Origin of the sequence: Cellulomonas terrae (genome assembly GCF_007990265.1) — a bacterium.
Classification (GTDB): domain Bacteria; phylum Actinomycetota; class Actinomycetes; order Actinomycetales; family Cellulomonadaceae; genus Cellulomonas; species Cellulomonas terrae.
Genome location: NZ_BJWH01000007.1, coordinates 41,091 through 54,515 on the forward strand (window position 1 = coordinate 41,091; position 13,425 = coordinate 54,515).

The 13,425-nt window shown below is 75.2% G+C and carries 11 protein-coding genes and 1 pseudogene; 8 read left to right on the forward strand and 4 right to left on the reverse strand.

All coding sequences use genetic code 11. The annotated features are described in order from the left end of the window. Positions 1–16: 16 nt before the first annotated feature. The 4 genes from CTE05_RS08515 to CTE05_RS08530 are packed head-to-tail and all read left to right on the forward strand — an operon-like array spanning position 17 to position 7,515. Positions 17–925, forward strand: a complete 909-nt coding sequence (locus CTE05_RS08515; protein WP_146845702.1) for an ABC transporter ATP-binding protein — start codon at positions 17–19, stop codon at positions 923–925. Next, a complete protein-coding gene (locus tag CTE05_RS08520; protein WP_146845703.1) occupies positions 922–1,623 on the forward strand; it encodes an ABC transporter ATP-binding protein in 702 nt (233 codons plus the stop codon). The genes CTE05_RS08515 and CTE05_RS08520 overlap by 4 nt, the downstream gene beginning before the upstream one ends. Then, entirely contained in the window at positions 1,616–4,792 is a 3,177-nt protein-coding gene (locus CTE05_RS20215; protein ID WP_186814796.1) for an ABC transporter permease family protein, read from the forward strand. Before CTE05_RS08520 ends, CTE05_RS20215 begins: the two co-directional genes overlap by 8 nt. Next, positions 4,789–7,515: an FtsX-like permease family protein gene (locus tag CTE05_RS08530; RefSeq protein WP_146845704.1), complete on the forward strand. Its 2,727-nt coding sequence runs from the start codon at positions 4,789–4,791 to the stop codon at positions 7,513–7,515. Before CTE05_RS20215 ends, CTE05_RS08530 begins: the two co-directional genes overlap by 4 nt. A gap of 4 nt (positions 7,516–7,519) precedes the next feature. On the opposite strand, the pseudogene CTE05_RS08535 reads toward CTE05_RS08530, so the two are convergent. The 4 genes and pseudogenes from CTE05_RS08535 to CTE05_RS08550 form a co-directional block, all read right to left on the reverse strand. After that, positions 7,520–7,693, reverse strand: a pseudogene (locus CTE05_RS08535) (VOC family protein); the annotation flags it as partial. A gap of 15 nt (positions 7,694–7,708) precedes the next feature. After that, positions 7,709–8,653 carry an ATP-grasp domain-containing protein gene (locus tag CTE05_RS08540; protein WP_146845705.1) on the reverse strand — a complete coding sequence of 315 codons (945 nt, stop codon included), beginning with the start codon at positions 8,651–8,653 and terminating at the stop codon, positions 7,709–7,711. After that, positions 8,650–9,423, reverse strand: coding sequence for a hypothetical protein (locus CTE05_RS08545; protein ID WP_146845706.1), 774 nt, complete (start codon positions 9,421–9,423; stop codon positions 8,650–8,652). The genes CTE05_RS08540 and CTE05_RS08545 overlap by 4 nt, the downstream gene beginning before the upstream one ends. A gap of 58 nt (positions 9,424–9,481) precedes the next feature. Beyond that, positions 9,482–10,882, reverse strand: a complete 1,401-nt coding sequence (locus CTE05_RS08550) for a chymotrypsin family serine protease (protein WP_146845707.1) — start codon at positions 10,880–10,882, stop codon at positions 9,482–9,484. Positions 10,883–11,011: 129 nt separating this feature from the next. Here CTE05_RS08550 and CTE05_RS08555 point away from each other — a divergent pair, with 129 nt between their 5' ends. The 4 genes from CTE05_RS08555 to CTE05_RS08570 all read left to right on the forward strand — a co-directional run bounded on the left by CTE05_RS08555 (position 11,012) and on the right by CTE05_RS08570 (position 13,425). After that, positions 11,012–11,233 (forward strand): hypothetical protein, encoded by a 222-nt coding sequence (locus tag CTE05_RS08555; RefSeq protein WP_146845708.1) that lies wholly within the window; start codon positions 11,012–11,014, stop codon positions 11,231–11,233. Positions 11,234–11,339: 106 nt separating this feature from the next. Next, positions 11,340–11,915 (forward strand): hypothetical protein, encoded by a 576-nt coding sequence (locus CTE05_RS08560; RefSeq protein WP_146845709.1) that lies wholly within the window; start codon positions 11,340–11,342, stop codon positions 11,913–11,915. After that, a complete protein-coding gene (locus CTE05_RS08565) occupies positions 11,909–12,808 on the forward strand; it encodes an SPRY domain-containing protein (protein WP_146845710.1) in 900 nt (299 codons plus the stop codon). The genes CTE05_RS08560 and CTE05_RS08565 overlap by 7 nt, the downstream gene beginning before the upstream one ends. A gap of 20 nt (positions 12,809–12,828) precedes the next feature. Beyond that, positions 12,829–13,425, forward strand: coding sequence for a GrpB family protein (locus CTE05_RS08570; RefSeq protein WP_146845711.1), 597 nt, complete (start codon positions 12,829–12,831; stop codon positions 13,423–13,425).

Here is a 13,425-nt window from a genome sequence, read left to right on the forward strand (position 1 = left end):
CGGAGGGAGCACGCAGGTGTCGGACAGCACGCTCCAGGCCCTGGGCGGCGGCGCCAAGCCGACCGCGCAGTTCGGTCATGACGCCCTGGTGGCCTGCGACAACCTGGTGCGCATCTTCCAGTCGGGCAGCGTCGAGGTGCAGGCGCTCCAAGGGCTGGACCTGCTGGTCGACGAGGGCGAGATGGTGGCGGTCGTCGGCGCCAGCGGCTCGGGCAAGTCGACGCTCCTCGCGGTGCTCTCCGGGATGGACGCACCGACGGCGGGCCGGGTGCGGGTCGGTCGCTGGGACCTCATGGCGATGCACGCGAAGGAGCGGGTCGCGTACCGCCGGCAGATGGTCGGGTTCGTGTGGCAGCAGACCTCGCGCAACCTGCTGCCGTACCTGACGGCCCGGCAGAACGTCGCGGTGCCCATGCGGGGGCCGCGCCGGCAGCGGGCGGCGCGCGCGGACGAGCTGCTCGACCTCGTCGGGGTCGGGCACGTCGCCGACCGGCAGCCGCAGGAGATGTCCGGCGGCGAGCAGCAGCGTGTCGCCATCGCGACGGCGCTGGCCAACGAGCCGCAGCTCCTCCTGGCCGACGAGCCGACGGGCGAGCTCGACACCGCGACCGCGAGGGACGTGTTCGACGCGCTGCGCACGGCGAACCGGGAGTCGGGCACCACGGTCGTCGTCGTCACGCACGACCCGGCCGTCAGCGGGCTCGTGGAGCGCACGGTCGCGATCAGGGACGGGCGCACCAGCAGCGAGGTGCTGCGTCGGGACACCGGCGGTGACGTCACCCACGAGGAGTACGCGGTGATGGACCGGGCGGGGCGGCTGCAGGTGCCGCGGGAGTACCGCGAGGCGCTCGCGATGACCCGGCGCGTGCGCCTCGCGCTCGAGGCCGACCACCTGAGCGTCTGGCCCGACGGCAGTCCGCGGTGAGCGCCGCCCCCGGCGCGGCTGTGCGCGTCCGGGACGTGCACCGCACCTTCGGCAGCGGACCGTCCGCGGTGCACGCCCTGCGCGGTGTCGACCTCGACGTGGCCCCGGGCGAGCTCGTGGCGCTCGTCGGGCGGTCCGGGTCCGGCAAGACCACGCTGCTCAACGTCGTCGGCGGGCTCGACCGGCCGGACCAGGGCAGCGTGCTCGTCGACGGCGTCGACGTGGCCGCGCTCAGCGACGACGAGCAGGCCCTCCTGCGCCGCGACCGGGTCGCGTTCGTGTTCCAGACGTTCGGGCTGATGCCCGTCCTGACGGCGGCCGAGAACATCGGTGTGCCGATGCGGCTGCGCGAGGCACCGGTGGCCGAGCGCGAGCGCCGCGTCGAGATGCTCCTCGAGCTCGTCGGGCTGGCCCCGCACGCGTTGCAGCGGCCCGACGAGCTGTCCGGTGGACAGCAGCAGCGGGTCGCCATCGCGCGGGCCCTGGCCGGCTCGCCTCGTCTGCTGGTCGCCGACGAGCCCACGGGGCAGCTCGACAGCGAGACCGGGCTGGCCGTGATGGCGCTGATCCGCGGCGTCGTCGAGGCGGAGGGGATGACCGCGCTGGTCGCGACGCACGACCCGGTGATGATCGCGCTCGCGGACCGCGCGGTGCGCGTGGTGGACGGCCGGCTGGTCGGGGCTGCCGAGCGTGGCTGAGCTCGTGTGGCGACGGGCCCGCGCCCAGGTCGCCGTGCTGGTGGCGGTGCTGACGGTCATGGTCGCGGGCGCGTCGGTGGTCGGGACGTGCGTGCTGCTCCTGACGGCCTCCCCGCAGCGGGCGCTGCAGCTCGCGATGGTCCGCACCCCGGTCGCCGACGTCGAGGTCGGGGTCGCGCTCGGTTTCCCGGAGGAACCCGACGACCCGGACGTGAGCGAGGCCGTCGCCGCGACCGCGAGGGACGCCTCCGGGGCCGTGGCGGAGGCGTCGGCGATGCTCACCGCCCCGTTCGGGGACCTCCCGACCACCACGACCACGTGGACCTCCACCGTCATGCGGTACCTGCCCGCCGACGGGCGACCGTTGCGCCTCGCGTACCTCGCGGAGCTCGACGACCGGGACGCGCGCGGGACGCTCGCCACGGGGCGCTGGCCCGATGCGCCGGGCGAGGCTGCGCTGCCCACGTCGGCGGCCCGGGCGCTCGGTCTCGACGTCGGCAGCGCGACCACCCTCGGCGAGGGCCCGGGCGACGGGGTCACCGCGCTGACGGTCGTCGGGACGTTCGTGCCGCGGCCGGGACCGGCGTGGGACGAGGACCCGTTGCAGGGGGCTGGCGTGAGCCCGAACTACCGCGGCTACATCACCGGCTACGGCCCGTTCGTCGTGGCACCGGGCGAGGTCGCCGCGAGCGGCGTCCCGTTGCGCCGGGTCGCCCTGCGGGTCCAGCCCGACCTGACGCCGGCCACCGCCGCGGACCTGACCCGGGCCGGCGCGGGGGTCGACGCCCTGGGCAAGGAGCTGAGCAGCGCGCTCGGTGACCGCACCCAGAACCTCGTGGTGGACCTGCCGTACGCGCGCACGGTGCACGCGGCGCGAGACCAGCGGGGGGTGACCGGTTCGGGGGTGCTGGCCGTGGCGCTGCTGGGCGCGGCGCTGGCCGCGACCACCGTGGTGCTGGCGGCCCGGCTGGTCGCCGGGCGGCGCGCGGCCGAGGCGGCGCTGCTCAGCGCGCGCGGCACGAGCCGGGCCCGCCTGGTCGGCCAGGCCGCCGTCGAGTCGGGCGCGCTCGCGATCCTGGCGATGGTCCCGGCGACGGCGCTGGCCCTCGCGCTGTACCAGGTGCTGGCGGGTGCGGTGGGGCTCGATCCCGACGTCGTGCCCGAGGGCGGTCTGCTCCCGCTCGTCGCGAGCGTCGCCGTCGTCACGGTCACGCTCGGCGGTCTCCTGGTGCTGCCCTGGCTGCGCACCGGCTCGACCCGGGGCGCCCGCGAGGACCGGGTCGGGGTGGTGGCCCGCTCCGGTGCCGACCTGCTGCTCCTCGCCCTGGCCGCGCTCGCCTACCTGCAGCTGCGCGCGCACCGGGTGGCGGGTGGCGCCACCGTGGACCCGGTGCTCGTCGTCGCCCCCGTGCTGTGCCTGGTGGCGGGCGCGGCGCTCGTCCTGCGCCCGCTCCCGCTGCTCGCCCGGAGCGCCGAGGCGCGCGCCGCGTCGTCCCGCTCGCTGACCTGGCCGCTCGCGGCCTGGGGGGTGGCGCGTCGCCCGCAGGGTGCCGCGGCAGCGTTCCTGGTGGTGCTGGCGTCGGCGTGCGCGACGTTCGGCATCGGGTTCGCCGCGACGTGGTCGCAGTCGCAGCGGGACCAGGCCGCCGCCACGGTCGGCACCGACCTGTCGGTCCCCGCGCAGCTGGGTGCTCTCGGGACGGGTGCGACGCTGCGCGCCGCGACGCACGGTCGCGTCAGCCCGGTCACCAGCCGGCCCGTCACGCTGGGCTCGCGAGCACAGGGCGGCGACGGGGCCGTGCAGCTGGTCGCGGTCGACACGCGGGACGCCGACGGGCTGCTGCGCGGCCGGCTGCCGTCCGGGGACTGGGCGGACGTCACGTCGGGCCTCGCGCCGGCGGGTCCCGTCGGGGGCATCCGCCTGACCGGTACGAGTGCCGCGCTGGTCGTCACGGGGCACGTCGCGGACGACGTGCCGATGACGGCGACGCTCAGCCTCGTGGTGCAGGACGGCGACGGCGCGCGCGCCGCGCTGCCCGCGGGCGAGGTGCTGCTGGACGGCGACCCGCACGACCTCGCCGTGGCCGTGCCGCCCGACGTGCGGGTGGTCGCCGTGGACACCCGGCTCGCGGCGTCGGGTGACGCCGACGACCCGGACCAGCCGAGCGAGACCGCGTTCGACCTCGATGTCACGATCCCGGGCGCGACCCTGGAGCCGGGCGGCACGTGGTCCCCGGCGCGGCCGCCGAGCAGCGACTACGTCGTGGCCGCGCTCGACCGCATCACGGCCGAGGACGTGCCCGAGGGTGCGCGGCTGACCCTCGACGGCACCGCCTTCCTGCCGGGACTGTTCTGGTCCGAGGGCACGCTGACGGCGATCGCGTTCGAGCCCGTCGACGACGTGCCCGTGGTGGTCTCGGCACGGCTGGCGGACGAGCTCGGGCTCGCGGTGGGTGACGGCGTGGACCTCGCGCTCGGTCCGACCCCGGTGAGCGCGACCGTCGCCGGCATCGCCGCGTACATCCCGTCGCAACCGCGTGCGGCGGCGCTGCTGGCCGACGTGGACACGTTGTCCCGCGCGACCCTCAGCCAGGGGAACCTCGACCCCCTGACCGACGCGTGGTGGGTCGGCGGCACCCTGCCCGACGATGCTGCCGCGACGCTCGACGCCGCGGGGGTCGGACCGGTGACGGACCGCACGGCCGTGGCACGCGAGAGCGCGGAGGGCCCGCTCCGTGCGGCGCAGCGCGCCGCGGCGGCCCTGCTGGTGATCGCCGCGATCACGCTGACGTTCGTCGGGACCGCGCTGCACACCACGACCGCCCTCGAGGCGCGTGAGGTCGACGTGGCCCGCCTGCGCGGCCTGGGCGCGCTGCGACGCTCGGTGCTCAGGTCCGTCCTGGCCGAGCAGGCCGTGCTCATCGGGGTGCCGGTGCTCGCCGGGGGGCTGCTGGGCGTCCTCGCGTGCTGGGCCGTGGCCCCGCTCCTGACCGTCTCCGCGGAGGGGCTGCGACCCGTGCCGGCCGCGCTGGTGAGCTGGCCGTGGCCGGCCCAGGTGGCGACGGTCCTCCTGCTGCTGCTCGGGTGCGCCGCGGTGGTCGTCCCCCTCGCCGCCCGCGCGGTGCGACGCGCGACGATCGCCCGCCTGCGGATGGAGCCGGGCGCATGAGAACCGCCTGGCGACGGAGCCGCGCCGACCTGTGGCCGCTGGTGGTGACCGTGCTCGTCGTGGCGCTCACGGTCGGTGTCACCGACGCGGTCCCCCGGCTGCTGGGCGACCGTGCCGACACCGCGGTCCGGTCGGCCGTCACGGACGCCGACCCGGCCGTCGACCTCGTCGTCTCCAGCAGGTACGGCGCCGGGGCGTCGGACCCGACGGTCGGTCCTGAGGACACCCGGATCGGCGTGGACGACGCGGCCCGCGACATCGCCAGTGCCCTGCCGCCCGCGCTGCAGCCTGTGCTCGGGGCGCCCGTCGCGGACGCCACCAGCACCGACCTGACGCTCAGCACCCCCGACCTCCCGACGGGGGGCGTCCTGTGGATGAGCTACCTGTGGGCGGGGCAGGAGCCTGCGGTCCGCTGGCTCGCGGGGAGCGCGCCCGGCGGGCCCGGGCGGGACGGCGCCGTGCAGCTCGCCCTGTCCGACGACGTGGCTCGGGTCCTGGGCGTCGGTGCCGGCGACACCTTCCAGGCCCTGATGACCGACCGCACGGTCGTCCCCGTGCTCGTCACCGGCGTGTTCGACGCGGACGATCCCAGCGACCTCGTGTGGACCGCGCGGCCGGAGATCCTCGAGCCGAGGGTGGTGGGCCCGCCCGACGCACCGACGACCGTCGTGGGTGGACTCCTGTCCGCGGCGTCGCTCCCGGCAGCCCGCGCCGCCCTCGAGCCCGACGGGGTGACCCGCACGTTCCGGTTCCCGGTGGAGCCGGGGGCGCTGGACTACGCCGGATCCGGCGGACTGGCCACCGAGATCGCCGCGCTGGAGGCGTCGCCGGAGCTCACGACCGTGCCCGGGCCGGGGGCGAGCGTCACGTCCCGGCTCGACCTCGTGCTCACCCAGGTGCGCGGTCGCGTGGCGGCGACGTGGTCGCAGGCGACGGTGGTGCTGGCCGGGCTGGGGTGGGGCACCGGGCTCGTGCTCCTGGTCGGGGCCGACCTCCTCGCGCGCCGCCGGTCAGCGGCGCTGCGCACCCTGCGTGCCCGCGGAGCCTCCCTCCCCGGCATCGCCGCGGGAGCCGCAGCCGAGGCCGCGGTGGTCGTCGGTGCAGGGGCTGCGGTCGGCCTGGTCCTGGGCCAGGTCGCGGTGCCGGGCACGATCTCGTGGCCGTGGGTCGCCGTCGTGGCGGTGGGCGTCCTCGCGCCCCCCGCGTTCGCGACGGTGACGGCCGCACGCAGCGACGCCCGCCGGGTCCCGACCGACCGGCACCACCGGCGCCTCGCGCAGCGCGTGCGGTCGGTCCGCCGGGTGTCGGTCGAGGCCGCGCTGCTCGTGCTCGCGGCGGCTGCCCTGGTCGCGCTGCGTCGTCGGGGCGTCGTGTCGATCTCCGGGCCCGCCGACCTGGCGCTCGCGGCCGCGCCGGTGCTCGTCGCGGCGGCGGGCGCGCTGCTGCTGTGGCGTGCGGTCCCCGTGCTGCTGGGCGGTGCGCTGCGGGTCGCCCGCAGGTCGCGCAAGGCGGCCCCGCTCCTCGCCGTGGCACGGGCCGGTGCCACCGGGGCGGTGCTCCCGTTCGTCGCGCTCGTCGTGGTCACGACGCTCGTCGCGCTGTGCGGCGCCCTGGCCAGCACCGCGCGCGCCGGCCAGGCGCAGGGCTCGTGGGATACGGTGGGGGCCGACGTCGTGGTGCGCACGACGGTGCCGGACGCGGCGCTGCCGGACGTCGCGGGCGCGCTGGCCGCCGGCGAGGGTGTCGACGCCGTCGCCGTGGGCCGGGTGCAGGTCCGCAGCGAGCTCTTCGACGTGCGGGGTGTCGACGCCGTGCGGGTGCTCGCGGTCGACCCGGAACCGTACGGGGAGCTGCTCGCCCGCACGCCGTTCGGGTCCTCGCCGGCGTTCGGCGTCCTGAGCGACGCCGCCACCCGCGCCAGCACCGGTCCGCTGCCCGCGCTGGTCCCCGAGGCGCTGCTGGGCACCCGGCCGTCGCTTCGCTGGGGCAACGTGACGGTCGAGCTGGAGCCGGTGGGCCAGGTCCCCGCGCTCCCGGCGCAGCAGGCCGACGGGACCCCGGCCGGTCCGACCGTCGTCGTGGACCGCGCCGCGCTCGCCGCCGTCGTCCAGGCCCTGGCGGCGGCCCGGGCCGAGCGGACGGGGACCCAGCGGTTCGGCACGGATCCGCCGGAGGTGGATCCGAACACCGTGTGGGCGGTCGGCCCGGGCGCGGCGGCGTCGGCCGACGAGGCCGCACCGGCGGTCCGGGGGCACGTGCTGACCCGCGCCCAGTGGCTGACGGACCGCCGGGACGACCCGCTGGCGGGAGGGCTGCTGGCGCTGCTCACCCTCGTCGCAGCCCTGTGCGCCGGATACGCGACGGTCATCGTGGTCCTGGCCGCGGCGGCCTCCGCCCCGGGGCGTTCCACGTCGCTCGCGACGGCGCGGGTGCTCGGGCTGCGCCACCGGGACACGACGCGGGTCGCCGCGGGTGAGCTGCTGCCGTCGATCGTGGTGGCCGCGGCGGGCGGCGTCCTGCTGGGCATGGTGCTGGTCGGCGCCCTCGTCGCGCCGCTCGCGCTGCGGCTCGTCACCGGGCAGTCGGGCGATCCCGGCGTGGTGCTGCCGTGGTGGACGGTCGTGCCGGTGGGGCTCGTCGCGGCGGCCGTGCTGGTGATCGTGACCGTCGAGTCCTCCGCCCGCCGGCGCGAGCGGCTGGGCCAGGTGCTGCGCGTGCGCTGAGCCTCTACCGAGCGAGCTCCTGGGCGAGCATCACGAGGATGCCGCTGGGACCGCGGAGGTAGGTGAGCTTGTAGACGTCCTCGTAGGTGGCCACGCCGCGGAGCGGATGGCACCCGTGCCGCGCGGCGACCGCCAGGGCCTCGTCGAGGTCGTCGACCGAGAAGGCGACGCGGTGCAGGTGCGGACCGGCTCGCTACGCGGCCCGGAGCAGCCACCGGGCGAGCGCGTCGGAGATCGGCAGCCCCGCGGCCGTCTCGTACCAGGGGTAGCCCGGTGACGGGTTGACCTCGAAGCACACGACGCGCCCGTCGTCCGCGAGCAGCAGGTCGACGCCGGCGAACGGCAGGTCGAGGTCGCGGGCGAGCCGGACGCACCGCTCGGCGACGTCGTCGGGCAGCGTGTACGGCGCGAGCGTCGCGTCCTCGCCCACCTGCGCGCGGGCGTAGCGGTAGTCGGTCGCCGACGAGTCGACGATCGCGGCGTACACCTCGTCGCCGACCACGTGGACGCGCACGTCCCTGCCGCGGACGATCTCCTGGAACTGCACCGGGCACCAGCGGATCAGTCCCAGCCGCTCGGCATCCCGGTCCAGGTCCACGACGCTGACGATCGAGCGGACCCCGCTCACCGACTTGTAGATCGCTCCGTGGTGCGCGTCGACGAACGCTCGCGCCTCGTCCGGGTCGTCGGTGACCACCGTCTCGGGGGTGTCGAAGCCGCCCCTCTGCACCAGCTGAGCCTGGTACGGCTTGGACATGTTGGAGGCCATCGCGGACAGCCGGCTCGCGACCCTGCAGCCCAGCGCGTCCGGGGCGGCCTCGGTGAAGGCCATCAGCGCGTCGAACCCCGCACGGGCGCGCAGCATCGCGGGGTCGTCCGCGGCTACGCCCCTGAGCTCGGGGACCAGCTCCGGCTCGATCGGCCGCACGTAGACCCCGCCGATGTCGCCGACGTCGGTCGTCCGGTCCCCGACCCGGATCGAACCGCGCAGCTCTCCGCCCGCGAGGCCGACGTCGACGTGCTGCTCCAGGAACCGGCGGGGGTGGAGCACCACCGGGTCGGCGCCGTGCCGCGACAGGGCTCCGAGCAGGAGCTCGACCGGGCTCTCCGTCGGCACCCCCCACACCAGGACGCTCACCGGGTCACCACCCTCGCGTCGAGTGCGATCAGGTCCTGGACGAGGGCGTCGCCCGCGAGCATCAGGTCGGGCAGCGGCGTCATGCCCGCGAACCACCACCGGCCCTCCGCGACCACGACGTCGATGCCGATGAGCCCCTCGGAGGCCCCCACGGCGTCCGCGAAGCGTGCGATCCCCGCCGGGAAGCCTTCGGGCATCCGTGCGCCGACCCGACGCTCGACGCCGCCGGCGTCCACGATCCGGCCGTCGAGGACGACGAGATGGTCGACCCGCGCGGCCGGCGCGGCGCTGCGCACCGCGGCCTCGAGGAGCCAGAGCGTGGACGAGCCCACCCCGGGCTCCGCGTCCGGCACGTCCAGACCCGCGCGGTGGGCGACGACCGCGGCGTGCAGCGGGTGCGGTGACGGGCCGGCGAGGCAGGTGGGCGTCGGACGGTTGCGCACCGCACCCGGCAGCGCCGCGAGCCAGCTCAGCGTGAACGCCGTCAGCTCCGCCCCGGCGTAGTCGCGCTCGCCCGGCTGGGCCCACTGCCAGGCGGCGGTGGGCGGCGACAGGAGCCTGTTGACGACGAGGGCGGGCTCGTCGATCACCCCGGCGTCGCCGAGGTCGACGGTCGCGCGGGTGCCGTCGCGGCCGATCCACTGCGATCGTCGCCGGGCGAACGACAGCAGTCCGGAGGTGACGAGCACGGAGGTCTGACCGAGCTCGCGGAACCGCGAGTCCAGCCAGAGAGCCGCACTGTCGTCGAGGTCGCACAGGACGACGAACATGGGTTCTCCTCGGTGGGACCCGGCCGGCGAGGTCGTCACCGGCCGGGTCGCCGTCTGCTCAGCCCAGAAGGTTGTCGAGGTCGGACTTCGCTTCCGCGGCGTCCGTGACCTGACGTTCGGCCTCGGCACGCAGGGCCGCGATCTCGTCGGTCGAGAGGTCCTCCTCGGCGCCGAACGCGCTGGAGGTCAGGTCCGGCCTCAGCTCGGGCGAGATGAAGCTCTCGAGCGAGCCCAGCCTGCCCTCGAGCTCGGCCAGGCGGTCGGAGAAGCCACCACCACCGAAGCCCGGACCGTTGCCCGGGTCGCGGGGGTCGAACGGGATGTCCGGCCCCTTGAACACGTCCCTGATGTCCTTGAGCCGCTTCCCGTCGATGATGAGCTCCTTCTTGAGCTCCTTGTCCTTGATGACCTCCTTCTTGAGCTCCTTGTCCTTGATGATGTCCTTGCGGAGCTCCTTGTCCTTGTCCTTGATGAAGTCCTTGCGACCGTCCTTGATGTCCTTGATGATCGACTTCCCCGTGGGGATGGCGATGTCCAGCTCGGTCAGGACGCTCGCGATCGGGTTGCCGACGGTGCTCGTGCCGGCTCCCGCGAACAGCAGGGCCACGACGGCACCGGTGGAGTCGACGATGACGGAACCGGAGTCGCCGCTGGCGGAGAACAGCGGGTTCTGCGTCGTGTCGGTGGCGATGCTCACCTGGTCGGTGAGGGTGTGGACCCCGAGGCCGTCGCCGTAGTCGACGCTCACGGTGAGCGACAGCCCGTCGACGGAACCGTGCGTCAGACCGGTGGTGCGGCCGCGCTTGCGGACCGCCATCCCGAGCGTCGCAGGCTTCGTGCCGTTGACCGTCCCGATGTCGACGACCGTTCCCGCCGTGGTCCGGCCCGCGTCGATCGAGAGCACGGCGCCGTCGATGTGCGACGACAGGACGGCTCGGAGGATCGCCCCGAACTCGTCCCCCGGGACGACGCCGGTGTCACCGCGGCTGGGCTGGACCTGCCGGTCGCCCACGTGCCACCCGTCGTCCACGCACGCCACGTGGAAGTTGGTCAGGGCCGCCTTCTGGCCACTGACGTTGTCCGTGACGATCGCGCCCAGCGTGCCGGAGTAGACGAAGCCGCCGATCGCCCTGCTCGGGCCGATGCTGATGCCGCCCTGCAGGGTGGCGTAGTGCGTCGTGTCCGCCTGGACGCTGACGGTCAACGGTGTGCGGACGACCTGGAGCTCGTACGTGCGCTCCAGCACGTCCGTGACGGCGCCGTCGATGGACGCAGGAACCCTCTGCGCCTTGGGAACGCTGGCCTTCTTCTTCTCGACGTGGACGCGGATGGCGACCTCGTCGGTCTGGACGCCGCCTACGACCTTGTAGCCGACGTCGATGCCGGTCACCCCGGGCCGAGCGAGGAACTCCTCCTCGACCCGCTCCTTGATGGCGACCAGCTCCGCGATGGATGACATGGACCGACCCCCTCGTGTGCACCTTCGTCGGATGAGCGGATGCCCATCCACGAGACAGGAGCGGGCCCGCGACCGGGGTGATACGCCCGGCGACGGGCGTCCGCACGGCGTCGGTGGGACGATGGTGCGATGGCACTCACCTATGACGAGGCCGTCGCCGTCCAGCGCCAGCACGAGGCGCGGCTCATCGAGCTCGACGGCGTCAACGCGGTCGGTGTGAAGCAGACCGACTCCGGCCTGGTGCTCGAGGTCACCGTCTCCCCGGACGTCGACCTGCCCTCCGAGCTCGACGCCGCCGAGCTGGACGGTCTGCCGCTCAAGGTCGTCCGCGGCGGCTACACGCTCCAGTGACGCGCTGAAGCGCGGTCGTCGACCGGGGCCGTGCGGCGTCGGTCGCCTGGGGTATCTTTTCGGGCGGCGCCTGGCGCCGGTCTGCTGTCGAGGAGCTGGGGGCACTGTGACGCGACGAGTGTGGACTGCCGCGGCCCTCGTGGTCATGGCCCTTGCCGCGGCCGGGTGCACCCCGGGTGAGCCCGAGCCGGAGCCGACGACGAGCGCGAGCCAGGCGGTCACCCCGACGCCCACGGCGGACCCTGCCGAGGCGCAGGAGGAGGCTGCGGTGGCCGCCGCGACGACGGCGCTCACCGCGCTGATGCAGGCGGTCGACGAGTTCGCGCAGGGCGGGTACGTCGACCTCGGCCCGCTCAGCGGCCTGGTGGGCGGCGACCTCCGCACGACCCTCCCCGCGACCTATGAGCAGTCCAAGGCCAAAGGCGCGCGGCAGACCGGTTCGACGGTGCTCGAGGACATCACCCTGGTGGAGTTCCAGCCGGGTCCGTCGGGGGGCGGCCGTGAGCAGGTCATCCTCGAGGCGTGCGCGGACAGCACGGGCAAGGACGTGGTCCTTCCCGACGGCTCGTCCGCCCTGGACCCGAGCTTCCCGAAGCGGCTGACGATGACGTACACGGTGCAGAACAACGACGGTCACTGGACGGTCGACGCCGTCGAGCCGGATGCCGCGCGTCCGTGCTGACCGAGCTGGGCGCGGCCGGGCTCCTCGTGCTCGCGGCGGGACTGGCGGCGGTGGCGCCCCCGACCTGCTCCGTCACCGGCCTCGGGGGCGAGTGCCAGGTCGAGGCGACGGACCCGGGGTCCCCGGGTGATCAGGGGACGCCGCCGGGAGGTGGGGGAACGTCCACGGGCCCGCGGGTGTGCAGGGGGTGGTCGGGCGAGGAGATCGAGTGCGTCAACGGCCTGGGGACGTGGTCGGACTCGCGCAGCTGCTACATGCAGCCGGCGGACCCGCAGCCCCCGTTCGAGGACCCCGTCTGGGAGGGGCGCACCGACGGGGTGGTGTACCGCTGCATGATCCCGCAACCGGGTTCCAGCGCGATGTGGACGACGTACCAGTGGCTGCCGGAGGCGTTGCCCGGCCCCTCGCCCCGTGAGCTCGCGCAGGCGGCGGTCGAGCAGATGGAGTTCCGGGCTGGTCTGCTCGGGATGAACCCCGACGCGGACGCGCTGTCGGTCGTGGGCCTGCAGACGTGGTTGTGGATCGCCGATCCCGACGAGCACACCGTCGGCCCGATGACGCGGACGGCGACCGCCGGCGCCGTGTCGGTGACCGCGACGGCCCGGTTGGACGAGGTGGTGTGGGACATGGGCGACGACGGCGCCCCGGTGTCCTGCGACGGCCCGGGGACCCCGTACGACCCGTCGTACGGCGGCGGCGACTCCCCGACGTGCGGGTACACCTACGACCGGTCCTCCGCTCGGGAGCCCGACGAGGCGTACACGGTGACCGCGACGTCGCGGTGGGTCGTGGAATGGGCCGGCGGAGGGCAGTCCGGGACGATCCCGATGGAGTTCTCCCGGTCGGCGGAGGTGCGCGTCGGCGAGGTGCAGGCACTGGTCACCCGGCGCTGAACCGCCGCTAACCTCGGACGGTGCTCAGCGCCGAGGAGATCGTCCGCCATTCCCCGTTCGACCCCGACGGCCTCGAGTGGGTGGTGCCACCGGAGCCCGGCGAGATCACCGTCGTCGAGTACGACCCCGCCTGGCCGGCCGCGTACGCGCTGCTCGCCGACCGCGTCCGGGACGCGCTCGGCGACGACGTGCTCGCGCTCGACCACGTCGGGTCCACCTCGGTCCCGGGGCTGGCGGCGAAGCCGATCATCGACCTCGACCTGACCGTCGCCGACTCGGCCGACGAGGCGCACTACCGCGCACGGCTCGAGGCCGCCGGCTTCACGCTGCTCCTGCGCGAGCGCAACTGGCACGGGCACCGTATGCACCTGCACGACGAGTCGCGCGCGCACCTGCACGTCTGGAGCCCCGACTGCCCGGAGGCGGTCCGGCACCTGCTCCTGCGCGACTGGCTGCGGGAGCACCCGGAGGACCGCGAGGCCTACGCGGCGGCGAAGCGCTCGGCCGCCGACCGGCTGCGCACGGACGGCGGCCCGGCGGCCGACTACAACGGGCTCAAGGCGCCGACGATCCGCGAGATCCTCGACCGCGTCTTCCGCGCGCACGGCCTGCTCTGA

Excerpts from the sequence above, each read along its gene's own strand:
- CTE05_RS08530 (WP_146845704.1), top strand. The coding sequence starts at position 4,789 with ATGAGAACCGCCTGGCGACGGAGCCGCGCCGACCTGTGGCCGCTGGTG.
- CTE05_RS08545 (WP_146845706.1), bottom strand. The coding sequence starts at position 9,423 with ATGTTCGTCGTCCTGTGCGACCTCGACGACAGTGCGGCTCTCTGGCTG.
- CTE05_RS08550 (WP_146845707.1), bottom strand. The coding sequence starts at position 10,882 with ATGTCATCCATCGCGGAGCTGGTCGCCATCAAGGAGCGGGTCGAGGAG.
- CTE05_RS08555 (WP_146845708.1), top strand. The coding sequence starts at position 11,012 with ATGGCACTCACCTATGACGAGGCCGTCGCCGTCCAGCGCCAGCACGAG.